23 protein-coding genes are annotated in these 24,463 nt (G+C 37.2%); 15 read left to right on the top strand and 8 right to left on the bottom strand.

The window, feature by feature from the left end; translation table 11 throughout:
• Positions 1 to 23 precede the first annotated feature (23 nt).
• Both HLV59_RS17045 and HLV59_RS17040 read left to right on the top strand, forming a co-directional pair.
• Entirely contained in the window at positions 24 to 389 is a 366-nt protein-coding gene (locus tag HLV59_RS17045; RefSeq protein WP_031947183.1) for a hypothetical protein, read from the top strand.
• Between the two features lie 217 nt (positions 390 to 606).
• Positions 607 to 963 carry a hypothetical protein gene (locus HLV59_RS17040; RefSeq protein WP_002115127.1) on the top strand — a complete coding sequence of 119 codons (357 nt, stop codon included), beginning with the start codon at positions 607 to 609 and terminating at the stop codon, positions 961 to 963.
• A gap of 45 nt (positions 964 to 1,008) precedes the next feature.
• Here HLV59_RS17040 and HLV59_RS17035 read toward each other — a convergent pair whose 3' ends face one another.
• Positions 1,009 to 1,494: a DUF4442 domain-containing protein gene (locus tag HLV59_RS17035; protein ID WP_005079397.1), complete on the bottom strand. Its 486-nt coding sequence runs from the start codon at positions 1,492 to 1,494 to the stop codon at positions 1,009 to 1,011.
• A gap of 117 nt (positions 1,495 to 1,611) precedes the next feature.
• Between HLV59_RS17035 and HLV59_RS17030 the strand changes: the two genes are divergently transcribed.
• The 5 genes from HLV59_RS17030 to htpG all read left to right on the top strand — a co-directional run bounded on the left by HLV59_RS17030 (position 1,612) and on the right by htpG (position 7,491).
• Positions 1,612 to 2,490: an alpha/beta fold hydrolase gene (locus tag HLV59_RS17030; RefSeq protein WP_171430430.1), complete on the top strand. Its 879-nt coding sequence runs from the start codon at positions 1,612 to 1,614 to the stop codon at positions 2,488 to 2,490.
• Positions 2,491 to 2,591: 101 nt separating this feature from the next.
• Positions 2,592 to 4,016, top strand: coding sequence for a Na+/H+ antiporter family protein (locus HLV59_RS17025; protein ID WP_016142410.1), 1,425 nt, complete (start codon positions 2,592 to 2,594; stop codon positions 4,014 to 4,016).
• Between the two features lie 329 nt (positions 4,017 to 4,345).
• Positions 4,346 to 4,927, top strand: coding sequence for an OmpW/AlkL family protein (locus tag HLV59_RS17020; RefSeq protein WP_016144139.1), 582 nt, complete (start codon positions 4,346 to 4,348; stop codon positions 4,925 to 4,927).
• Positions 4,928 to 5,116: 189 nt separating this feature from the next.
• Complete coding sequence (locus HLV59_RS17015) at positions 5,117 to 5,470, top strand: lysozyme inhibitor LprI family protein (protein WP_061874435.1); 354 nt, start codon at positions 5,117 to 5,119, stop codon at positions 5,468 to 5,470.
• A 101-nt stretch (positions 5,471 to 5,571) separates the two neighbouring features.
• Complete coding sequence (gene htpG / locus HLV59_RS17010) at positions 5,572 to 7,491, top strand: molecular chaperone HtpG (protein ID WP_062849636.1); 1,920 nt, start codon at positions 5,572 to 5,574, stop codon at positions 7,489 to 7,491.
• An 85-nt stretch (positions 7,492 to 7,576) separates the two neighbouring features.
• On the opposite strand, the gene HLV59_RS17005 is transcribed toward htpG, so the two are convergent.
• The 3 genes from HLV59_RS17005 to HLV59_RS16995 form a co-directional block, all read right to left on the bottom strand.
• The gene (locus HLV59_RS17005; protein ID WP_171430429.1) at positions 7,577 to 8,473 is read right to left on the bottom strand and encodes a selenocysteine synthase; all 897 of its coding nucleotides are present in this window, start codon (positions 8,471 to 8,473) and stop codon (positions 7,577 to 7,579) included.
• Positions 8,474 to 8,601: 128 nt separating this feature from the next.
• Entirely contained in the window at positions 8,602 to 9,744 is a 1,143-nt protein-coding gene (locus HLV59_RS17000; protein WP_171430428.1) for a hypothetical protein, read from the bottom strand.
• 360 nt (positions 9,745 to 10,104) lie between these two features.
• Complete coding sequence (locus HLV59_RS16995; RefSeq protein ID WP_171430427.1) at positions 10,105 to 10,806, bottom strand: DsbA family oxidoreductase; 702 nt, start codon at positions 10,804 to 10,806, stop codon at positions 10,105 to 10,107.
• Between the two features lie 177 nt (positions 10,807 to 10,983).
• On the opposite strand from HLV59_RS16995, the gene HLV59_RS16990 reads away from it, so the two are divergent.
• The gene (locus HLV59_RS16990; protein ID WP_062849633.1) at positions 10,984 to 11,742 is read left to right on the top strand and encodes a hypothetical protein; all 759 of its coding nucleotides are present in this window, start codon (positions 10,984 to 10,986) and stop codon (positions 11,740 to 11,742) included.
• Between the two features lie 21 nt (positions 11,743 to 11,763).
• Here HLV59_RS16990 and HLV59_RS16985 read toward each other — a convergent pair whose 3' ends face one another.
• The gene (locus tag HLV59_RS16985) at positions 11,764 to 12,129 is read right to left on the bottom strand and encodes a MerR family transcriptional regulator (RefSeq protein WP_016144145.1); all 366 of its coding nucleotides are present in this window, start codon (positions 12,127 to 12,129) and stop codon (positions 11,764 to 11,766) included.
• A gap of 71 nt (positions 12,130 to 12,200) precedes the next feature.
• Between HLV59_RS16985 and HLV59_RS16980 the strand changes: the two genes are divergently transcribed.
• Positions 12,201 to 12,845, top strand: a complete 645-nt coding sequence (locus HLV59_RS16980; protein WP_171430426.1) for an RBBP9/YdeN family alpha/beta hydrolase — start codon at positions 12,201 to 12,203, stop codon at positions 12,843 to 12,845.
• 69 nt (positions 12,846 to 12,914) lie between these two features.
• On the opposite strand, the gene HLV59_RS16975 is transcribed toward HLV59_RS16980, so the two are convergent.
• Entirely contained in the window at positions 12,915 to 13,631 is a 717-nt protein-coding gene (locus HLV59_RS16975; protein WP_171430425.1) for a YidX family protein, read from the bottom strand.
• A gap of 279 nt (positions 13,632 to 13,910) precedes the next feature.
• On the opposite strand from HLV59_RS16975, the gene HLV59_RS16970 reads away from it, so the two are divergent.
• The gene (locus HLV59_RS16970) at positions 13,911 to 14,402 is read left to right on the top strand and encodes a hypothetical protein (RefSeq protein ID WP_216606739.1); all 492 of its coding nucleotides are present in this window, start codon (positions 13,911 to 13,913) and stop codon (positions 14,400 to 14,402) included.
• A gap of 47 nt (positions 14,403 to 14,449) precedes the next feature.
• Here the strand turns inward: HLV59_RS16970 and fadA are convergent, their stop codons facing one another.
• Both fadA and fadB read right to left on the bottom strand, forming a co-directional pair.
• Positions 14,450 to 15,622, bottom strand: a complete 1,173-nt coding sequence (gene fadA / locus HLV59_RS16965) for an acetyl-CoA C-acyltransferase FadA (protein WP_005065826.1) — start codon at positions 15,620 to 15,622, stop codon at positions 14,450 to 14,452.
• A gap of 12 nt (positions 15,623 to 15,634) precedes the next feature.
• Entirely contained in the window at positions 15,635 to 17,788 is a 2,154-nt protein-coding gene (gene fadB, locus HLV59_RS16960; RefSeq protein ID WP_171430423.1) for a fatty acid oxidation complex subunit alpha FadB, read from the bottom strand.
• 390 nt (positions 17,789 to 18,178) lie between these two features.
• Between fadB and HLV59_RS16955 the strand changes: the two genes are divergently transcribed.
• The 5 genes from HLV59_RS16955 (at position 18,179) to uvrC (ending at position 24,450) form a co-directional block, all read left to right on the top strand.
• The gene (locus tag HLV59_RS16955; protein WP_171430422.1) at positions 18,179 to 19,186 is read left to right on the top strand and encodes a hypothetical protein; all 1,008 of its coding nucleotides are present in this window, start codon (positions 18,179 to 18,181) and stop codon (positions 19,184 to 19,186) included.
• A gap of 174 nt (positions 19,187 to 19,360) precedes the next feature.
• Positions 19,361 to 20,275, top strand: a complete 915-nt coding sequence (lpxO, locus tag HLV59_RS16950) for a lipid A hydroxylase LpxO (protein ID WP_171430421.1) — start codon at positions 19,361 to 19,363, stop codon at positions 20,273 to 20,275.
• Between the two features lie 671 nt (positions 20,276 to 20,946).
• Positions 20,947 to 21,774, top strand: a complete 828-nt coding sequence (locus HLV59_RS16945) for a hypothetical protein (RefSeq protein ID WP_171430420.1) — start codon at positions 20,947 to 20,949, stop codon at positions 21,772 to 21,774.
• A gap of 212 nt (positions 21,775 to 21,986) precedes the next feature.
• Positions 21,987 to 22,517: a CHAP domain-containing protein gene (locus HLV59_RS16940; protein ID WP_171430419.1), complete on the top strand. Its 531-nt coding sequence runs from the start codon at positions 21,987 to 21,989 to the stop codon at positions 22,515 to 22,517.
• Between the two features lie 133 nt (positions 22,518 to 22,650).
• Positions 22,651 to 24,450, top strand: a complete 1,800-nt coding sequence (gene uvrC / locus HLV59_RS16935; protein ID WP_002114749.1) for an excinuclease ABC subunit UvrC — start codon at positions 22,651 to 22,653, stop codon at positions 24,448 to 24,450.
• Positions 24,451 to 24,463: the final 13 nt, after the last annotated feature.

Raw genomic sequence — 24,463 nt, 5'->3', positions numbered from 1 at the left:
TTATGAAGACTGGAGTAAATCTAATGAAAAAAATGATGATGATTGTTGGTGTTGGCTTGATGTCAGCAACTTTGTTTGTAGGTTGTCAGAATGCAAGCCCAGAAAGTCAACGTATTGGTTCAGCTGCGATTGGTGGTGGTGCAGGTGGTGCGGTAGGTAAACATGTGGGTGGTAATATTGGTGCAGGTCTAGGAGCGGCACTTGGCGCAGGTGTTGCGGCTAATGCCAAAGGATCTAGCAGTAAAACCGTACGTAATAGTGCAATTGGTGCTGGTGTTGGTGCGGTCTTAGGTGGAGCAATTATTGGTGGTGATGCTGGTGCTGCTACAGGTGGAGCACTTGGTGGTAGTGCAGGCGCAGCTTATGAAGAGAAAAAAGGTAAATACTAAAAGTATCCTTAATAATTGTTAAACCATAGAAGTCTTTATATGATTAAAGACTTCTTTTTTTACGCCTTTTTATAATTAAAATTTTGATTAATGAGCTTATAAGGATGAGCTTTACAAAATATCAATCGATTAGGACAGACGAATAACACAATCTGATCAAATTCCTCATAAAAGGGGATTATTCTTTTCATTAGAACAGATAGTAGTGAGTACGGTCATGAAAAAAACAATTGGATTAGTTTCTGCGTTAATGTTGTCTACACTTATGTTCACAGGCTGTCAAAATATGAGCCCATCTGATCAACGTATTGGTGCGGCAGCAGCAGGTGGAGCACTTGGTGGTGGTTTAGGTAACCATGTAGGTGGAGGCATTGGTGCAGGCTTAGGCGCAGCGGTAGGTGCTGGCGTTGGTTCTAATACTCAAGGTGGTAGTAAACAGACAACGACTAAGAGTGCAATTGGTGCTGGTATCGGTTCTGTAGTAGGTAAAGCACTGATTGGTGGTGACTCTGGTGCTGCAATTGGTGGTGCGATCGGTGGTGGTGCTGGTGCAGCAATTGAAGAGAAAAGATAAAAGGTTTAGAAGATTTATAAAATAAGCGCTTTTTAGCGCTTATTTTTATTGAGGGAAGGGCTTCGCTTTTTTACGTCTGATATAAAGCGTTTTTTGAACCTCTGCAATTCTTACTCCTGATTCATCAAAAATATTTAGATGATAGGTTCTTAGAACGGGCTCATAGTTTTCGGCAAGTTCACGAATTTGTTCAATTTCGGCTAAATCGACTCGAATATCTGCATGTACAGTGCTGCGCCCTGGGGAAAGAAAATTGATTTCAGCAGCTTTATCCCAAACAATATATTTTGATCCGAGATGATGCATAAGAATCATCATATAAAATGGGTCAACCATTGAATAAAGACTTCCACCAAAATGTGTTCCGACTAAATTTTGGTTTTTCCAAGTCAGTGGCATCTTTACACGCACATGGCAAAGTTCTAAATTCATGATTTCAATATAAATCCCCGCGCCACGATAAGGGGGATAGTGATTAAATAGAAATTTTGAAATCGTAGGATTGTTCTGAAGTCTTCTTAAAATAGCCATAATAGTCAATTTTTTTTATTGAAACAGTATTCATACTAGATAAGTATCATCTTTTTTATATTGATGGCAATGCTCTATCCGACTAACGACATGATCGATTGAAAAACAAGATAGGAAATGATTATGCAGCCAAAATTTCATACAGTAACAACAAGTGATCAACAAACGCTTTGTGCCAAAACATGGGGTGATGAAAAAAATACTCCTTTGGTTTTAGTACATGGCTATCCAGACAATCAAGAAGTATGGGAATCAATCATTGAGCATTTGATCAATGACTTCTACATTGTTACTTACGATGTGCGTGGAGCAGGTTTGTCATCTATACCAAAACGTATACGTGATTATCGTTTAGAGCGTTTATCTTTAGATTTACAAGAAGTGGTAGATGAGTTATTACCGAATCGCCAATTCCATATGGCTGCACATGATTGGGGTTCTATTCAGTCTTGGGAATCGGTTACCGAGCCTAAGTTCAAAGGACGTTTATTATCATACATCACCATTTCTGGGCCATGTCTTGATCATGCCGCTTTATTTTTACGTGATAAATTTAAATCTTCGCCAGCCCAAATCTTAAAAATATTAACCAAATCTTGGTATATCGGGGCATTTCATCTTCCGTTAATAGCACCAACAGTATGGTCTCTTTTTAGCCCAGAAAAATGGGGGAAAATTCTTACTCAATTAGAAAGAAAAAGTAATTTACCTTTAAATAATAATATTAATGCTGATGGAAAATATGGCATTAATTTATATCGTGCCAATTTTATTCCTCGCTTAACTGGCCCACGTCAACGTTATGCACAGTGTCCAGTAAAAGCCGTTATTTTAAAATATGATACTTTTGTGAGTCCTGAATACATCACTGAGGCTATGCCAAAGTGGGTTGAAAAATTTGAATATGTAGAGCTTAACGCAAATCACTGGGCGATTCTGAGTGAGCCAGAGAAAATAGCAACTCATATTCGTGAGTTTATTAAAGCTCAAGCTTAACAGTGAAATAACTGCATAAAACTGTTAATTCGGCGATATTTTCGGCTTCATAGAAATGAATCTGCTAGAATATCGCCTTTTGTTTTGCTCTGAACTTATTCATGAATGCTGTCGTTATTGCGATTGCAGTGATGTTCTTATTATCACTGGCGCGCGTCTCTGTCGTACTGACTTTAGTGGTTTCTGCCATTGTGGGCGGCCTCGTAGCAGGTTTAAGCCTTTCTCAAACCGTTGAAGCTTTTAACGCTGGTCTTGGCGATGGTGCTGAAGTTGCACTTGCCTATGCGGTGTTAGGGGCATTCGCTCTGGCACTTTCAAAATCTGGATTACCTGATTTACTTGCTCATAAGCTGATTGGTTTATTGGGAATGGAGGCTGGGAAAAGCCGTCAGACCAAAGTGAAATATCTACTCTTAGGTATTTTATTAATTTCTGCTATTTTCTCTCAAAACCTTATTCCGGTTCATATTGCTTTTATTCCAGTATTGGTGCCGCCACTATTAAAAGTAATGAACCATTTAAAATTAGACCGTAGAGCAGCAGCTTGCGTACTTACGCTAGGTTTAGTCGGGACTTATATTTTTCTTCCGGTTGGTTTTGGTGCAATTTTCCTTGAACAGATTTTGATGGGAAATATCAACAAGATTGGTGCGGCGTATGGCTTACATGTTGATCGAGCAATGATGCCAATTGGCATGGCTATTCCTGTTTTAGGGATGGTTTTAGGCACCTTGGTTGCGGTATTTATTAGCTACCGTAAACCAAGAATTTATGCAGATCGTAATATCACGCCTGTGACCACGATCGATTTAGATAAACCTCTTCGTGCAAATACAGAAGTTCAAACAGCTGACTTAAAAGCAGATGCTGAAGAGTTAAAGCATGAGGCAGAGCAAGCCCCGGTTATTGCAAAGAAAACAATCTTGATGGCATTGCTCGCAATTGGCTTAACGCTCGCTGCACAGCTGTATTCAGGTTCGATGATTTTAGGTGGTTTAGTCGGTTTTGCTGTTCTATCTACTGCCGGAATTTTCAAATGGCAAGATGCTGATGATGTCTTTGTACAAGGCATGCGTATGATGGCTTTAGTAGGTTTCATCATGATTTCTGCTGCCGGCTTCGCCTCGGTCATGACCCATACTGGTGATATTAATCAGTTAGTAAATGGTGTAGTTGAGATTATTGGAGATAATCGCGCACTTGCTGCTTTCTTAATGCTTTGTATTGGTCTATTTGTCACAATTGGTATTGGTTCATCTTTCTCAAGTGTTCCTGTATTAGCTGTTATTTATGTGCCTTTATGTGTGCAGTTTGGTTTCTCACCATTAGCAACGATTGCACTTATTGGTACGGCAGCAGCATTAGGTGATGCTGGATCGCCAGCTTCTGATTCAACCTTAGGGCCAACAGCTGGTTTAGGGGTAGATGGGCAACATGATCATATTTGGGATACAGTTGTACCTACCTTTATTCACTTTAATATTCCGCTATTAATTTTTGGCTGGATCGCTGCAATGGTTTTATAAAGTTTTTATAAAATATTAAAGTGTAAACCTTCTTAATCATAATCTTTAGATTTCAATTAAGAAGGTTTTTTGTTGTCTAAATAAAATATGTATTTAAAATAAATTATATTAAAACACTCGGAATTAAAAAGTTTATTAAAATAGTTGGTAATATAAAATAATCTTGATTAATAAGGTTGGAATAAAAACCTATTAAAATGGTTGGGTAATATATAATTTTATTTAAAACAGTTATTTAAAAATAAATACTAAAATAATTTTATAATGAGTATTGCAAGGTTTTAAAATAAGTGTTTATTATAAATATAAATAAGGTTGGAGATATTAAAGTGTTCAAAAAAGCTTTGGTTATTGCATTAATGGGGATGTCTTCTTTTACTTTTGCTGGTAACTGGCAAGTGAAATTTGGTGGTAGTGTTATTGCTCCATCAGAAGATACAACAACAGCTTTAGGCGTGGTAAAAGCAGATCATGAATATGCATTTACACCATCAGTAGAATACTTCTTTGGCCAATCTCCATTTTCGGCAGAGTTATTGTTAGCAACACCAGTTAATCATGATGTTTTGTTAGATGGAAACAAAGTAGCGCGTATTAAACAGTTACCACCAACGATTACTGCTAAATATCATTTTAAAAACTCGACTCGTTTTACCCCATATATTGGTATCGGTGCTACAGCATTTATTCCTTGGGACGAGCAAGGTGTTGCTGACAAAGTAAAAGAAGATTTTGGTGTGGCAGGACAAGTTGGATTTAATTTCCAACCTGCTGATGCTAAAAATTGGGGTGTATTTGTAGATGTTCGTTATGCTGATTTAAGCCCAGAAGTTACTTTAACAAATGGCGCTAAATTTGATCTAGATATTAATCCTTTTGTTTACACTTTAGGTTATAGCTATAAATTTTAAGCATAATAATAAATAGAAAAAATATAATAATAAAACCTAGACTCAGGCACCTCACATATATTTTATGTGAGGTTTTTTTATGGATTTTATTTGCACTAAAAAAAGCATAAAACAGACAGTTTTATACATATTTTCTGCAAGTTTTTTTCTAAACTAATTTCTATTCATTACAAGCATGGGAATAAGAACATGAATAACAAATTAGCGATTTGTTTAGCACTTTTGAGCGGTATTGCTTTTACTCAAAATTTACAAGCTGCAAGTTTTTCGTGCGATGCTGCAAAAACGAAAACAGAAAAAAGCATTTGTAAAAACCTTTCTTTAAACGATGCAGATGTAAAAATGGCAACGACGTATCAAATCGTTTTGCATGCTTTACCGATGGGTGGACGAGATAACCAAAAAGATACTCAGCAGCAATGGCTGAAAAAAAGAAATGCTTGTGCTGCCAATGTCAGTTGTATTAGCAAAGCTTACCAACAACGTCAAAAGCAGTTAGATACGATATTGCAAGATAGAGTGTTAAGCCACGGCCCATTTTAATTAGATTAAAAATTTTTGATATTCAGGATTGAAAAATTCTAGAAGTACTCCATTCATAAAGCATTCGAGAACAAACAGCTTCAAAATTTAAGGAGTGATTTATGAGTGAACAAGCATCACAAAATTATAGTTTCCAAGCAGAAGTTGCCCAGCTTTTACATTTAGTGACGCATTCTCTCTATTCTAACCCTGAGATTTTCTTACGCGAACTTATCTCTAATGCATCAGATGCATGTGATAAGTTGCGTTTTGAAGGAATTAATCATCCTGAATATTATGAAAATGATCCAGACTTACATGTACGTATCAGCTTAAATAAAGAAGATAAAACATTAACGATTTCTGATAACGGTATCGGTTTAAGCCAGCAAGAAGCAATTGATAACTTAGGTACAATTGCTAAGTCAGGCACTAAAGATTTCATGTCAAAATTGACTGGCGATCAAAAAGCAGATGCTCAGTTGATTGGTCAATTTGGTGTGGGTTTCTATTCTGGTTTTATTGTTGCAGACAAGATTACGGTTGAATCACGCCGTGCGGGTCTAGATGCATCTGAAGGGGTGCGCTGGATTAGTGGTGGTACAGGCGAGTTTGAGGTTCAGCAAATTGATAAAGCTTCACGTGGTACCGACATTATTCTTCACTTACGTGATGATGCACTTGATTATTTAGAATCTTATAAAGTTAAGCAGATTGTTAATAAATACTCTGATCACATTAGTCTGCCAATTGAAATGCAAAAAGAAGTTTGGCAAGAAGAAGAGGTTGCTGAAGGTGAAGAGCCTAAAGGCGGCCAAATGGTCAAAACTGACGAGTGGGAAGCGATCAACTCGGCAAGTGCTTTATGGACACGTAACAAAAGCGACGTGACTGAAGAGCAATATATTGAGTTCTATAAAAACTTAACTCATGACTTTGAAGCACCGCTCGCATGGGCACATAACCGTGTTGAAGGTAGTACTGAATATACCCAATTACTTTATATTCCAAGTAAAGCGCCACATGACATTTTTACTCGTGAAGCAAAAGCGGGAATTAAGCTATATGTAAAACGCGTCTTTATTATGGATGATGCGGATAATTTAATTCCAAACTATTTACGCTTTGTTCAAGGTGTAGTGGATAGTGCTGATTTGCCGCTTAATGTTAGCCGTGAGTTGTTGCAAGAAAGCCGTGATGTCAAAACGATTCGTGAAGGTAATGCACGCCGTGTATTAACCGTACTTGATGGTTTGGCTAAATCGGAAGATGAAAAAGACCAAGAAAAATTCAAGACTTTCTATAGTGAGTTCGGCTCAGTACTTAAAGAAGGCTTGGGTGAAGACTTTGGTAACCGTGAACGTATTTTAAAATTATTACGTTATGCGACTTCAACAAATGATGAAGTAACGACTTCTTTTGCTGACTATAAGGCACGTATGAAAGAGGGCCAAAAAGCCATCTATTATGTGACTGCTGACAGTCTGGCAGCAGCGAAAAACTCACCACAGTTAGAGTTGTTCAAGAAAAAAGGCATTGAAGTATTATTAATGGCAGAGCGTGTTGACGAATGGGCAATGAATTTTGTTCATGAGTTTGACGGTACGCCATTAAAGAATGTGTCTAAAGGCGCTGTTGATTTAGGTGACTTGCAAGATGCTGAAGAGAAAAAGGCACTTGAGCAAGCAGCTGAACAGTTTAAGCCTGTTGTTGAGAAACTAAGTGACTCATTAAAGGCTAAAACTAAAGAAGTACGTGTAACTACACGTCTAGTTGATTCTCCTGCGTGTTTAGTAACGAGCGAAGGTGAGTTATCTCCTCAACTGATTCGTATGCTCAAACAAGCAGGCCAAGCGGTGCCGGAAATTAAACCGATTTTAGAAATTAACCCTGAGCATCCTTTAGTGAAGAAACTTGATGGTTCAGAGCAGTTTGATGACTTGGCAAACGTGATTTTCGATCAAGCTGTTATTGCTGAAGGTGGTTTACCAGAAGACCCAGCAGCTTATGTGAAGCGTATTAATAGTTTATTGCTCAAGTAATTTGGCTTTAAAAGAAGCCTCTGAACTATCAGGGGCTTTTTTTTGTGGATAAAGAAAGAGTTATCCACAATTTATTAATTTCTGATTAAAAATTAGCTTCTAGATTCATTTGGACACTGAGTTGATGCTTAGAGTCATCATCAAGATGGTTAAAAAAATTAAGATCATTTTGCATAAAAATCCAATCTCGCCACACAGGCTGTCGCCATGAAATATAAGGACCCCAGCTATTTAGTCTGATATCATTTTTGGTGTAGACGCCACCGCTATAAACACCGTAAGTCAGACTATTATCTTTTACAAACTCAAATTGCTGGAAAGTCCAGTTACCCCAGTTGTAATCTTCATTTTCACTCTTATTCACATTAAATTTGTTAGCGAAAAGGGTATTGTCTTGCATTTTCTGTGTTAAGTTTAGGGTAGTTTCAGAATAATTTCGGCTGGTAGAGCCGTAACGAAAGATCTGTTCTGTATCAATGCTAATGTTATGTCTCAAATTCCATTTCTTCTTTGCTAAAAATTGTACGTAGATATCACTATCTGAATTTGAACCTAAATCAAGGTCATTTTCAAAAGGCATCCAGGTTGAAATGGTGGCCCAGCTTGCACTCAGTGGATTTATGACTGAAACCTGAGTTGATGAGTTCTTCTTCTTTCTTTTACCCAAAGCTTTATACGTTTGTTCAGGCTGAGTCGCACGTTTCCATAACGTATCATTTCCGAATACAGCCATAAGCTCTTGAATAAAATTAGCATCAGATAAGGTATTGTTTGGTTCTACTTCACAAGGAGAATGTGAAAATGATTGCCGTTTTACTTGTGCGAAACTTGTAGAAGAGTAGGGATAACGCCGTGACCTTTTATGTTTTAGAGAGTGATAAAAAAATTGAGAATGCGGAAGTAAAGCCAATACACCCAAACTATAAATACAAATGAAGATAGCCGATCTATTTTGAAATGAAAAAGAAGAAAATTGATTCATTTTTAGAGAGAAGGAATCAAAAATAAAAAAATTAGAACAGTACTTTAGAAGGCTAAGCTTAAAATTTTATTTAAAGGGATTTTATTATTCATCACCTTGGATGAGGTTCCAAGGTGATGGCTGCAAGCTTAAAAAAGTGCTTCTAAGCGTAAGAAGGTGCTGACAAAATGATTACGATCTTCGCGGTGGTCATTAAAGTAATTTACATCACCTTGTACAAAGAACCATTCACGTAAAACGGGTTGGCGCCATGAAACAAACGGTCCCCAACTATTTAAACGTAGGTCATTGTCGTTGTAATAACCACCTGTATAAATACCATAGTTAAAACGGTTGTTTGCAAAGAAATGATGTTCGCGGAAAGTTCTGTTTTCCCAAGCTAGATCGTCATCTTGATCATCCGCATAGGTCAGGCTGAACTGATTCGATAAAAACGGTTGATTTGGTCTGGCATGAGTCAGTTCAAGATTGGTACGTAAATAGTTTTCGCTGTCTATTCCATAACGATAAATTTGTTCAGCATAGAACTTAAAATCATTACGGAGTTGCCAATCTCTTGATGCTTTTAAACGAACATAAATATCGTCCCCAGAACGAATACCTAAGTCGGCATCGGTTTCGAAAGGCAGTTTTTTAGAAAAATTTGACCAACGTAAGGCAATCGAACTGTTGTCATCTCGAGTTCGTTTGCCATCTAATTTTTTATTTGGATCTTGATTCGGGTTCTGATTAATATTGGCTGGACTGTTATTAAATTCATCATCTAAAGAATCATCACCAAATACCACGCTTAGACGTTTTTCTAGAGTCGGCAGCTTAATCTTACCGCGTATTCTGGGTTTGATTTCATAGTTATCGTATTCATTCCAATAGTTATCGACCATTACACGGATGGTCGCGGTAGCAGGTTTTTGTGGATCGACTTCACCAAACCAATCATCAATTTTTTCAGAAGTACGATCGGCCCAATTACGAATTTTCTTTTGTTTGCGGTCAACCCAAGTTTGATCTTCTGTTTGTTCAGTAGGGGGAACTATAGGATGATTAGACTGCTCTGGAAAAATGGTTGGAGTTGCGTCCACCCAACGCGGTATTTTATCTAATACATTTTCATCTGTAGTAGCTTCGGTTTGTACTCCAGCTGATGTACTCCCTACTTGTGGGGTAGTAGAAGAAGAGGTGGCCTCTGCATGAGTGATGCATACTGAACCAAATCCAATTGTTAAAAGTGCAAAAAGCTGCCGGTACGGCATTACATGAAATGTTTTCATATCTATCTTTATGTTTTGTTGTTGTTTCCACTTTTGTTGATTTTTCTAATAAAATCAAGAGGGCGACACAAAAGTTAAGTAAATTTAACTTTTTTTACATATTTGAAATAAATGAAAAAGTTTAAGCTAGTAGCGATTATTTTTAGCCAAAAAAAATCCCCCATTAATGGGGGATGATAGATCAAGGAAACTTCAAATTCCGATCATTAAACACATAAAAAACAGAACATTACAGCGCGAATATTCTAAGCGGCAATAATAAACTGATTTTTGGCAATTGGATAGTTCTTTTTTTAGAACGCTCTATTGCTAAAATGGTGATAAAACATACGATTTGATCACATTTTTAATTGTGTTGATTTATTTCTGTGGAATATCACATGATTCATCAGTGCAAACAGCTGCATCATCTTGCTCTACTTCTTCAATATTTGCCTTGATTTGCGCTTTTTCTAACACTTGTAAAAAGACTTCGCGAGGTTGAGCTCCAGCAAGGGCAATTCTTTGATCAAAGACAAAAAATGGTACACCAGTTACATTGAGTTGCTCTTTCGCAATTTTTTCATCATGGCGGACAAAGTCGGATAGTTCATTGGTATCTAATACATATTCAACTTCGGCATTATCAAGGCCAATACGAGATGCAATTTCTTCTACAACTTCACGTTCGCCAATTGCGAGACCTTCTGTCATATAAGCATGGAAGAAAGCTTCTTTAGCTTCATTGCCTAAACCTTTGCTTTGAGCAAGGTGAATAATACGGTGTGCATTAAAACTATTGCCTGAGTTCGCCTTTTGCCATTGGAAATCAATACCTTCAGAGGCAGCCATGGCCGCAATATTGCGCTCCATTTGTTCCATCTCTTCATAGGTACGGCCATATTTTTGAGCCAAACGTTCAGTATTCGAAGTGTCATGTTTTGCTGGCGCATCAGGATCCAATTCAAAACTATGCCAGTGGATTTCAAGCTCGATACCTGCTTCAGCAGCTACATGTTCAAGGCGTTTTTTGCCGATATAACAGAAAGGGCAAACTACATCAGACCAGACATCAACACGCATGGGAGAATCTCATAAATTTTAATTACCCATCATAATAGGGATGATGGAACAGGATTTAAAGCTTTGAGTAGCGAATACAGTGTTGCGTATTGTGAAATAAATGGCATATAAAGAAGAATAAGCTCTATTTTATAACTATAAAGAGCAAAACTATAAGAAGGGAAATAGGAGGTGTGTATGCGCCGAGTTTTGATTGCGATTGCAAGTCTGATTGTTATCACAAGCATTGTTTTTTTCACCTATCAGCATATCAAACAGCAGCAAGCCAAAGACAGTAGTCAAATGTTTGATGTCGTCATGACTGAAAAAATGAATCAGCTCTATGAACAAGCGCAAGACTGGTCTAAACCCGTCCAGCTTGATATTCATGATAAACGTTTGGCAGGACACTATAAGCAAATTTCAGAATTTCTTTTAAGTTATTGGATTCAAAATATTAATGCACGAAATGCATACTTAAGAGAACTCAAAGCCGCCAAATGGGATACTTTTTTAAATGTTGATCGTCTAGATCTTGATAAAAAGCAAAAGTTTGTAGAAACCGAGAAGATGTTAGCTGATGTCCGTATGGCTTCAGATCAGTATCAAACTGAATATGAAAAAATTCATAAAACTTTCTTAGCAAAGGTTCAAGAGTTATCTGTTGATGCAGAAATGAGGCAACTCCTTGAAATGAAATTGGGAACTCAGCAAAAAGCAGATCAAGACCATGCAATTTTTATGATTGAACTACAAATTTTAGATAAAGCAGAACAAATGTTTAAGCTTCTAAAAAATTATGAATGGCAAAAGAAAGATCAGATGATTCTTTTTCACGAAAATGCACAGGTCAAAAAGTTTAATGGGCTTTATCAAGATGTTTTAAAACTAAATGCAAAAATTGAAAAAATTAAGAAAAAAAATGTGGCTGCACTCGAAGGAGATTTAAAAGAATAAGCAGAGTGTGAGCATCAAGAATTATAGTTTGGTGCTCTCGGCTTTTCCTTTGGTTAAAAAAGATTGTAATAAACTTTGAGAAGTTTGTAGTTTGTTTAACTGCTCAGACACATGCATGAGTTCAGTTTGCAGTTTCTCTTGAACCACTGAACACAGTGTAAATACACGTTCATCTAAATCAAAACAAGGCAGCAAAACCTGAATATCTTTTAGGTGCATGCCTGCATCATTCAATATTTTAATTTTCTTAATAGTTTCAATATCTTTTTTTGTGTAGCTTCGATAGTTATTGCTCGCTCGATGAGGTTGTATAAGGCCTAAACTCTCGTAATAACGCAGCATACGAGGACTTACTTTTGTGAGCTCTGAAACTTTAGCTAAGTTCATAAAATGGGGTTGACCTTAACAGTGGTGTCATAGTTTAGCATGTTTTTATCTTTCAAAATGGTACTTGTTCAATGATCAGAAAACTCATTTTATTGGTGTTATTCGGATTAATGTCATTTGTTGCAAATGCCAAAACACTTGAACTTCAGGAGAAGAACATGCGTCAAATATTTGTGCTTCATGGTTATTCTGCTTCTATCGATGATCATTGGTTTCTAGATTTGAAACATCAAATAGAAAATGAAAATACAACGGTTACCTTAATTCCGTTTCCAGATTCTGAGAATCCAGATGTGGATGCCTGGCAGAAGGTTTTAGATCAACAGATCCCTAAGGTGGATGAGAATACCTATTTTGTTGCGCACAGTTTAGGGGTGATTACTTTACTGCACTTTTTGCAAAGACATGATTACCAAAATATTGGTGGAATAATTTTAGTATCTGGATTCTCTGGACCAATTTCAGATTTTTCTTCGCTTGATGGTTATATAACAAAAAGCAAAGTCGACACAAATTACTTTAAAGGTATAAAGAAAAAGCTAGTGTATTTGTCTGATAATGATGATTTGGTTCCGCCAAAACTGACGATTCAATTGGCGAAAGAAATTGATGCGCCGTACATTACTGTTCCTAATGGCGGGCATTTTTTAGGTAGAGAAGGTTATACAACGTTTCCGCAAGTCGTGAATTCTTTAAAAGAGATGTTAAATGATTAATAAAAATCCCCGTAATAAGCGGGGATTTTTAATCTTTACTGAAAGTTTGTAATTTTTATTCGGAGTCTATTAGGGCTGATAAATGATACCCATGACTTTCGCAGGTAAGGCGATCAGATCAAAAGTTAAGGTAAACGGAAGGAGTGGTAAATTTGCTAGCTTCTCTTTAGTTGATAAGGGCACTTTTCCGCTTTTATCGTGAAGATATTGGATTTTGATGTGATATGGCTTAGATAAAGGGGTTATTGTTTTAAGATTGTTTACAGGAGGATAAACAGTTCCTTTAATATTTAAATCAAATTTATGTGGTTCTGATGTCTTTGCACAGCCACATGGCACTACACCATATTTTTTAAATAAAGCCGATTCTTTCTCGTTCAATTTCCCATTAGGTGGGGTGTAAGAAAATCTAATATGTCCGTAAAAATGATTACTATCCGGAGCTGGAGCATTAAAATCTAGCTCATTACTTATTTGGATATATTGTGGATTTAATTGATTAATTAATTGAATGAAATCGTTACCGCCTTTACTAATGACATAACTATATTTTTTCCCAGCGATGACAATACTGTCCTCTGGTTCATTAGGGAGAGATACTGATGGTTTCCCAAATGCAATTACATCATCTTCAATTAAAGTGATCCATTCATGGCCTGAGTCATATTTTGTAAATAGCTCTCGCGTATTTTCACCAATAATTCGGTTACTCGCACAACCAGTGAGAAAGAAACTGACGAGTAGGCAGCTCATAAGAATATTCTGATTTAATATTTTAAAGTTCATTATTTCTGTTGAATTCAATGGATTTATAAAAGTCTGACTATAAACAAAAGATCTTAATATTTAAATCCAGTAGTATGATCTGACTTAGTTATACTCAGGCTAAGTTCTAAAATATTTTATAAAGTCCCTTACTATTACATTAAAAATTTTAATTATATTTACCGTTTATCTGAGCCTTACTGAATCAAATTCGACTTTGTTGTAGCCTATTTATAGATACTTTTAATTTAATCATCATCTTTTTAATTTGAATAGGATGAGTGATTTTTGGAGCAAGTTATGAACTTTCTAAAACAATCAGCCTTCATTGCTGCATTTGCTTTTATAGGTTTACCGACTGTTCAAGCGGAGGAAGTAGCGACTTTACCAACAATTCGCGTTATGGCTGAATCTGAGCTACGTGAAGAAGTAGGGTTTGTACCTTTCCAAGAAGATAAAAAAGTGCGTCAGGCGCTACAACATCATGAGTATAAAACTCATTACGATATACAGAATGCTTTAGTCCCTGAAGGCATGACGACAGTAGATTATCAGCCAGTTATGGCTCAGCCTGATTTATCTCAACTTTCTCCGTTCTTACAACAATACATTTTAGCGGTAGCGGGTGGGATACAGTCTTCTGATCCAACCAACGGCATTTTTGAAATGTTAAGACCATTGAACATTAACCGAAGTAATGTCGATGCTTATCGTGAGGGTACGATGAAAGTGAATATTAATGACCTCATATATCTACAGCAGCAAATTCAAGATGGTTTAAAAGGCCGATAAAATAAAAATCCCCGTATTGAGCGGGGATTTTTTTATCTTGGTGTTAATTAAACACGTTCGATCACTGTTGCAATACCTTGACCAAGACCGATACACATCGTCGCAAGACCAATTTGAGTATCTTGTTGTTCCATTACGTTTAACAACGTAGTGGTGATACGAGCACCAGAACAGCCTAGTGGGTGACCCAAAGCAATCGCACCACCATTTAAGTTAATGATGTCTTGTTTGTCATAAATACCTAAGCCTTTCATTACTGATAAGCCTTGAGCAGCAAATGCTTCGTTTAATTCGATAGTTTGAATATCAGCCATCGTTAAACCAGCACGTTTAAGCGCTTTTTGAGTTGCTGGAACTGGACCGTAACCCATGATTGCAGCATCACAACCTGCAACTGCCATAGAACGAATTACAGCACGTGGTTTTAAACCTAATGCTTGCGCACGCTCAGCAGACATAAGCAACATTGCAGAAGCACCGTCAGACAACGCTGAAGATGTAGCAGCAGTTACAGTACCGCCTTTCGGGTCAAATACAGGACGTAGTGCTTTGAATGCTTCAAGGTTTGCATCTGGACGAATTACTTCGTCGATGTCGCAAAGGATTTTAAAACCATTTGCATCGTGGCCTTCAACACCAACGATTTCGTTTTTGAAACGACCTTCTTGAGTTGCAGCCCAAGCACGACGGTGAGATTCAACACCAAAAGCGTCTTGCTCTTCACGGCTAATGCCATTCATGCGACCTAACATTTCAGCAGTTAAGCCCATCATGTTAGATGCTTTTGCATAGTGTTTAGATGCTTCTGGGTTTAAGTCGATGCCGTGCATCATACCTACGTGACCCATGTGCTCTACACCACCAATAATGAAGATATCACCTTGGTTTGTTGCAATCTGTGCAGCAGCAGTATGAAGCGCTTGCATAGAAGAACCGCAAAGACGGTTTACCGTTTGACCAGCAACAGTTTTTGGTAAGTCAGCCAATAAGCCAATGTTACGGCCAATATTCATACCTTGTTCTAGAGTCTGGTTTACACAGCCCCAGATCAGGTCTTCAACTTCGTTTACATCAAACTGGTTACGGGCAACGAGTGCACGAACCAATTCAGCAGATAAGCTGTCAGCACGTACATTACGGAACATACCGTTTTTGGTTTTACCCATTGCAGAACGTACGCCATCAACGATGACAACGTCACGTGGATTTAAAGTAGCCATTCACGTTGCTCCTTAACCGTAGAATTTTTTGTTGTTAGCAGCCATGTCGCGCAACATTTGTGGCGCTTCATAAGCCTTACCTAAGTGTGCATATTTGTCGCAAAGTGCAACGTATTCAGCAACACCAGTCTGGTCGATATAACGACATGGACCACCACGGAATGGAGGGAAACCTACACCCATAATCATTGCCATGTCTGCTTCAGCAGCAGTTGCAACGATGTTGTCTTCTAAGCAACGAACTGTTTCGTTACAGAAAGCAAGCATCATACGGTCAATGATTTCTTGGTTATCAAACTCGCGTTTTTCACCAGTGACGAAAGGAGCAATGATTTCATACGCTGTTGGATCAACAGTTTTTGCTTTCTTGCCTTTCTTATCGAGTTCGTATTTGTAGAAACCAACGTCATTCTTTTGACCAAGACGTTTAGCTTCGTACATTGCTTGGATTGAACCTTTGTAGTCTGGCTTCATACGGTCTGGGAAACCTTCAGCCATGACTTCTGCACCATGTACACCCGTGTCGATACCTACAACGTCGATAAGGTAAGCAGGACCCATTGGCCAGCCAAACTTAGACATTACATTGTCAACTTGCTGGAAGTCTGCGCCGTCTTTTACAAGAAGGTCAAACGCACCAAAGTAAGGGAACAATACACGGTTAACCAAGAACCCTGGGCAGTCGTTTACAACGATCGGTGTTTTACCCATTTTTTGAGCAAGCACAACAGTAGTTGCAATCGCTTCTTCAGAAGTCTTTTCACCACGAATAACTTCTACAAGCGGCATCATGTGAACTGGGTTGAAGAAGTGCATACCAACGAAGTTTTCAGGACGTTGTAATGCTTTTGCTAAACGTGTGATTGAAATCGTAGAAGTATTAGAAGCAATAATCGTATTTTCACGAACATTCTTCTCAGTATCCGCAAGTACCATTTCTTTTACTTTTGGATTTTCTGTAACTGCTTCGATCACGATATCAACTTCTTTAAACTCATCGTAGCTTAAAGTAGGACGGATACGTGCAAGCGTTTCACCCATTTGCGCAGGTTTCATTTTCTTGCGTTCAACTTGCTTAGTTAACAAGCTGTTTGCTTCTTTCATACCTAGAGCAAGTTGTGGGTTACCAATATCTTTCATGATAATTGGTGTGCCTTTGCTTGCTGCTTGGTAAGCAATACCACCACCCATGATACCAGCGCCGAGTACAGCCGCTTGGTTTACAGGGTGAGCACCTTTTTCATGTTTTTTAGCAGTTTTCTTAACCACTTGGTCATTGAGGAATAAACCAATCAATGCGCCAGCTTGTGGAGTAATCGCAGCTTTTGCAAAACCTTCGGCTTCGGCTTTTAACGCTTCGTCACGTGCAAGGCTTGCACCTGCTTGTAATGAATCAAGTAATAATTTTGGAGCAGGGTATTGAGCAGGATTTGCTTTAGCTAGTACTGCACCTTTTGCAGTATTGAACGCCATCATTTGTTCAAGCGGGTTCAATTTTACAGCTTCAAGCTTTTCTTGACGTTTTGCTTTCCAGTTTAAACGACCAGAAATTGCTTGCTTAACCAAGTCAGTTGCAGCTTCAAGTAATTTATCAGCAGCTACAACCGCATCTACAGCACCATCTTTTAGAGCAGCAGCCGGTTTTTTAGGAGCAGCCATCGCCATCCATTCAACCGCGTTGTCGATACCGATCAGACGGCTTAAACGTACGCTACCACCGAAACCTGGGTAAATACCAAGTTTAATTTCCGGTAAGCCCACTTGTGCAGCTTCTGACATCACACGATAGTCACAAACTAAACACATTTCAAAACCGCCGCCTAACGCCATACCGTTAATAGCAACAACTTTTGGAATTTCTAAATCTTCAAAGCTATTGAAGATTTCGTGAACAGGCATAAGCCAGTTAACAATCGCTTTTTCGCCTTGTGCGAAGTTTTCACCAAATTCGGTAATGTCTGCCCCAACAATAAATGTTGATTTGCCCGAGGTAACAACTAAGCCTTTAATATCATTATTTGCTTTTACCGCAGCAATAGCAGCTTGGAAATCTTCAATTGTTGCACGGTTAAATTTATTGACCGACTCACCTTGTAAGTCAAAGCGGAATTCTGCAATTCCGTCCGAAAGCATTTGGACGGTAATGGCATTGCCAGCGTGGATCATGCCTGATCTCCTTAGTTTTGGAGGACTTCTAAGTTGATGTTATGAAGCGTGTGCACAACTTCGGTACACATTTATGCTTCGCTAATCTTACGATAACTATATCTAAAAAAAACCTGACAAGTTGTATCAAGCCGTGACGCAAGGGTCATCAATTATTTTTAAATATTTTTTTTAATCCATATTTATGAAAAATATATTTTTAATTGTAAAAGCTGCTTATTAATAATGGCCCAAGATAAAGCTAGGGAATGTAATCGACAATTATTAAATTGTCTTTGAGCTAATAAGAAAAATTAATATTCTTTGTGAATTATTAGACAGAAAGTATTGTCTATTTTTTTATCTTTGGATAAACTTTGTGTTATAAAAATGTTCAATAAAGTATCTATTATGTTAAAAAATAAATTTATGATTTTGGCCATTCTTCCTTTTATGTTGAGTGCATGTGGAGGCGGTGGTTCTAGTGATAATAATTCTGCAAATAACAACCAAAATGGTACATCACAAGATTCTATTGCGGATGGTACTCGTTATTATTTTATGGATTACAATGCTAATGAAAAAACAGATGAGCTAAATAATGCTTATTTTGAAATTTTTAATAAAAAATCAATAGATGGCTCCTCTAATCAAGCTTTAAATGAGTATTTGTTAACAGAGAAAAAACTCTATTTTCCTACTGATAAAGCAATAAATGTCATGAATTTTAATTCAATGACAGATTGGAGATTAGACATCATTGGAGATGTTAAAGAGGATTGGAAATTTCAAAGAGTTGATTTATCTGATAAGAATATGTTTGATACTGTCTTACCAGGGTATCGAGCATTAGGCTTTTCAGTGAGTGATGAAAGTACGACTAATGGGCGTCTATTTCTTACTAACTATGGACAGAATAAATTCCCTCAAGGAAGTAGCTGTTATCGTTTAGTTTTAAAAAAATCTAATCAAGAAACATTTGCATTTAATATTGATCAAAACTATGAAATTAATCAAAGTTTTGATCAGTTTGATGCTGAAAATGGTCCTTATCTTAATTATTTGAATCAAACAAATCCATTTGGTTTTACTTATAAAGCAGTTAAAGGATCATGGCAAAATGTTCTATGGACAACGATTTATGATACTACTTTAGGTTTTGCTATTAGTGATGGTGTTGCGGTGCAATATCAAGGTAAGCTCTATAGAGCAAATTATTCGAGTAACATTGCTTGGACTGCTGATCAAGAGATTAAGCATTGGGAAATATATTTAAAAAATACAGATGATCCTGAAGAGCTCCGTTTTGCCCAATTAACAATTGCTCAATTGAAATCTGGTTGTTATGCCTACAATGAAACTGCTGCAAAAGCACTTGTTTCTCTGACTGGATTAGATTGGAAACCATATCAAGACTAACTTTGGAAGTTGAGTTTGAGAAATCTCAAAAATGGTTATTTTTGAGATTTCTATTTAGTCAAAAAATAATACTTGCTGATCTAGGTCTGAATTTTCTTCGAGACTTTGTTATTATTCCCTCAATTTCAAATTCCTTCGAAGTATCTTTAAAGATGCTTAAATGCGAGTAACTATATGATTAAGTGGATCATATTAGCGATTTTTGTGATATCAGCATTGTATATCCAACATCGCGGCAAAGTGCGTCACTCGTTTTATCGTCAATTTTTTGACCATTCAACCTTGCTCGCACCGATTAACTTTTTAATGTACATCTTTTCAAAGGTGCCGAATCAACCTTATATCGATACACAGTATTTTAAAGATTTAAAAGTGCTGGATGAAAATTGGGAAATGATTCGAGATGAAGTGAAAGCTTTATATGACCAAGGCGGAATTAAAGCTTCAAGTACCTATAACGACTTAGGTTTTAACTCATTCTTTAAAACAGGTTGGAAGCGTTTTTACCTCAAATGGTATGAATCTAGTCATCCATCTGCTGCTGAGCTTTGCCCAAAAACTACAGCACTTCTGAAAACATTGCCAACAATTAAAGCAGCCATGTTTACCGAGCTTGCACCTGACAGTCGTTTGGTAAGACACCGTGATCCGTATGCGGGTTCACTGCGTTATCACTTAGGTTTAATTACGCCAAATGATGATCGTTGTTTTATTGATGTTGATGGTGAAAGATACTCTTGGCGAGATGGTCAAAGTGTCGTGTTTGATGAAACCTATATTCACTATGCTGAAAATAAGACTGATCAAAACCGTATTATTTTCTTTGCAGACGTTGAACGTCCAATGAAAGTAAAATGGATGGAGCGTTTCAACCATTGGTTTGGTCGTAATGTGATGACTGCGGCAAGTTCACCGAATGAAACAGGCGACCAAACAGGTGGCCTAAATAAAGCTTTTGGTTATGTCTATCAAATTCGTATTAAAGCTAAGGCTTTAAAAGCTAAGAACCGTAAGTTGTATTACTTCTTAAAATGGTTCTTGATGCTTGGGATTTTTTTCCTGATTTTTGTTCGACCATATGTATTTTAATTAAAGCGCCCGAAAGGGCGTTTTTATTTTAAATAATGATATTCATCATGCATCATTTATTGCGTATTGAATGATCTTAAATACAAGGTCTTGATTATTTAAAGAGTCATCTAGGTCTTCTATTAACTCTTTGATAATAAATAATTCAAGAAAATAGCTGTAGTACGTATCCTTGATAAAAACCTCCATCTTTTCATCGTTTGATAGAGCAATTGCTTTGGATGTAATATCCCAAGGTTGTTCAGCATAGATGGTGTGTTCATCAGAAATATGTTAAATATTTGATATCATTTCTTGTAAGGGCATGGGATATTTCAATGGAATTTAACCTGCTAGTCTAATTACCACAAAACTTTTATAAAGATTCGTGATGTTAATGATTAAGTTTTAATATTGAAGTTTTTTAGATTAATTTAGCATGAAAATTTTAGTTCTCTTTTCTAAAAGAAAAAATAAAAAAGACTATAAAATAATTTAGAAAAAAGATAATAGTAGTGGTTTACCTTATTTAATTATATGGTTTTTCTTAGTCTAAGATTAAAATTTTATAAAATAGTTCTTAATAAAAAAATAGTGCTTTTTATCTGAGTATTTAATTTTAGATTGATAAAAATAGAAAATTATTGATAATTCAGATTACATTATATTAATAATTTGAATCGAGGAATAAAATGAAAAAAATACTACTTTCATGTTTATGTATATTAAGCCTTTCAGCATGTAATGATGAGACAGAGGAACAAAGTGAGCAACTTGTTGGTTTTTCTGCGAGTCAAGTCGCTGGATTTCCAATGCTTGAGAAGAATAATTATAAGATTTTAGATAATAAAATCTATATTAGCTATCCTGATGGGCGTCCATTAGGTTATGAGCTTAGTCGACATTATTTCACTGATCGGGGCGTGACCTTGGAACCCATTAAAACAACTGATGGCACATGGTATTTGTTAGGTTCTCAAGTTCAATTTTCAGATAAAGTCTTAAACTACCAACCTGCCAATTTAGTCAAAGACGATAATTTATTTTTAAATCAAGATTTAATTAAAATTGATATTTCAGGTCAGCCCGTAACTAAATATTTAGGGCAATGGATTTTTGAATCATTACCTCTTAGTCAACAGGTGCTTTTTGAAGATTATTACAATGCATTATTACAGCAAAATGTAGTGAATTTTCCTAAAGGCTCAACCTGTTGGATGATTAATAAGGTCTACAGCAATAAAAACTATATAGAATTTTCTAGTGATGGCACTGCACCTTTATATATTGATTCAAATCGTACCGCTCCAGCAACTGGGACGTGGCAAGGTATTACGTGGTCACGTGATGAATCTTCATTAGCAATGAAATTTACAATAGATAATATTGATTATTTAGGACAGTATCATCATCAATCTGGTACTGATGAATATATCCCACCTTATACTGGTAAATATTGTCACTTTGTTAGTGAAATTGCTGCGGATACTATGATTAAAACTTGGAAAGGCGAACCTTAAGCTCAGTAATTGAATTTCATTTGTAATTTATATTTATATAAATATTAAAGCGCCTGAAAGGGCGTTTTTTTATGACATAAAGTATCTAATAACTTTTGTGATCTATTTCACAGTGCTGGCAATTTGTTACAACTATTAAAAGCCAATAGGCAATTTTGATTCTACAATGGCGCGGTTTTTTCGAAGACTGGTCAGCGGAAGTAGGTTTTAAAATGGCTCATGCTCATCACGCAGCTCATGCACATGTTCACCATATCGAAGTGAGAAAAGAAGACAGTTCTCAAGGCGATTTAAAAACAAAAGCGATGTTAAGCAAAGCAAATCCGACGACTGAAAAATCTAAGCGATCTAAAAGCAAAAACCGTAAAACTGAAGATCAAAATATTAATTTGCATAAGTTCTCAAGTAAGCTTGAAAGTATCTCTGCCAACCATAGTAAAGAGAAATGCGCCAAAAATATTCGTATTGCCCTACAAGCAGCAGGAGCAGATGTATCAAAGCATCCTGTAGCTGCTTCTGATTGGGGGCAAACGCTAGAAAAGAATGGTTATAAGAAAATTAAACCTGCTTTCAACCGTCCACAAGAAGGTGACATTTACATTATTGAGCGAACAAGTGGTCATACCTATGGTCATATTGCGGGCTATACAGGCAATGGTTGGTTCTCGGATTTCCGTCAAAAAACCTATGCGGTCTACAAAGAAAAAGACGTTAAATATAGTTACTATCGTCTAGACTCTTAAGCAAGTACGACACAGTCTGTCGGGCCATATTCAGAACTGTTCCCAAATTTATGTTCTAGCACAGTAAAGCACTTGAAAAGTAAGGGTGAAAACATCACATTAGGTATTCAGTATTAAGCCATGCATGCCAATAGTGAATCAAAACGCTCGTCCCCATATTGAAAAAATTTTAGCCAACATGACCCAACTTCCAGGTGTTTATAAAATGCTAGGGAAAGAGGGCGAATTATTATATGTCGGCAAAGCAAAAAACCTAAAAAATCGGGTGTCGAGTTATTTTGTTAAAACAATTGAGCATCCTAAAACGCAAGCTTTAGTTGCACGAATTTATGATATTGAAACTTTGGTTACTCGTTCAGAAACTGAAGCTTTACTCTTAGAACAAAATTTAATTAAACAACATCGTCCGCCTTATAACATTATGCTGCGGGACGATAAGTCTTATGTCTATATTTTTGTTTCGGCTGATAAGCCTTATCCTCGGCTTGCCAGTGGGCGTGGTAAAGGTAAACACCAAATTGGTAAGTTTTTTGGCCCGTACCCAAGTGCCTATAGTGCACGCGATACGTTACTGGTTTTACAAAAACTTTTTAATGTGCGTCAGTGCGAAAATAGTTATTTTTCACAGCGCAAGCGTCCATGTCTGCAATATCAAATCAAGCGTTGTTCGGCCCCTTGTGTAGGTCTGATTTCGCCCGAAGATTATAAAGAAGATGTTAATAATAGTATCCGCTTTTTGCAAGGTGATACTAAAGAGCTTAACCAAGAGCTCATTGCCAAAATGGAACAAGCAGCGGCTGAGCTTGAATTTGAAAAAGCTGTTTTTTACCGTGATCGTTTATCTTTACTGCGTGAAGTTCAAGCGCAACAGGCCGTGTTTAAAGTCAAAGGCGAAGCGGATATTCTGGCAATCGCATATCAGGCAGGTGTGACATGCGTGCAAATTATGTATGTACGTAATGGGCGAATGCTGGGTGGAAAAAGTTATTTCCCAGACATGCTCGGTGATGATCTTGGGCAAATGCTCAGTGACTTTATGGCGAACTTTTACTTTCAGGTTGCAGATGAAGTACCTAATGAGCTCATCGTAAATATTGCTTTGCCTGACTGTAAAGAATTAGAAGAAGCATTGGCACAGCAGTTTGGTAAAAAAGTTCAGATTAAGAGTAATGTTCGTGAAACTCGCGCCGAGTGGCTAGAGTTAGCCGAAATGAATGTTCAACATGCCATTAAGGGGCAGTTGAGTAATCATTTAGAACTTAATGAACGTTTCCATCAGTTAGAGCAAGTGGTGGGAAGACCTGTCGATCGTATTGAATGTTTTGATATTAGTCACACTATGGGGGAAGCTCCAATTGCCTCATGTGTTGTGTTTGACCAAGGGGGCGCTCGTAAGCGTGACTATCGTCAATTTGCGATTCAAGACATTACTGCAGGCGATGACTATGCTGCTATGCGACAAGCCTTAACACGCCGTTATAAAAAGGCTATATTGCCTGATTTGCTGTTGATTGATGGTGGTAAAGGCCAGCTCCATATGGCGATGGAGGTCATGCAAGAGCTTGGATTAGACGCTTTTATGGTGGGTGTATCTAAAGGTGAAGGGCGTAAACCCGGACTTGAAACCCTGCATTTTACCGATGGCACAAAAATCCAGTTACCGGAAGACCATAAGGCATTGCATTTGATTCAGCAGGTGCGTGATGAAGCCCATCGTTTTGCGATTACCAAACATCGTGCTAAACGTGATAAACGCCGAAGTACCTCAGTTTTGGAAGCAATTCCGGGGCTGGGACCAAAGCGCCGCCGAGATCTATTAACTCATTTTGGTGGGATCCAAGGTGTTTTAAAAGCATCTGAAAAAGAGCTTACTCTTGTGCCCGGTTTTGGTGAAATGATGGCAAGAACGATTTATAAAATTCTGCATGAATAAGATGTGTTTTTAT

It is taken from the genome of Acinetobacter lactucae (assembly GCF_013122135.1).
Taxonomy (GTDB): domain Bacteria; phylum Pseudomonadota; class Gammaproteobacteria; order Pseudomonadales; family Moraxellaceae; genus Acinetobacter; species Acinetobacter lactucae.
The sequence above is the reverse complement of the archived record's forward strand: the minus strand, read 5'-3'. Positions and strand labels throughout refer to the sequence as shown.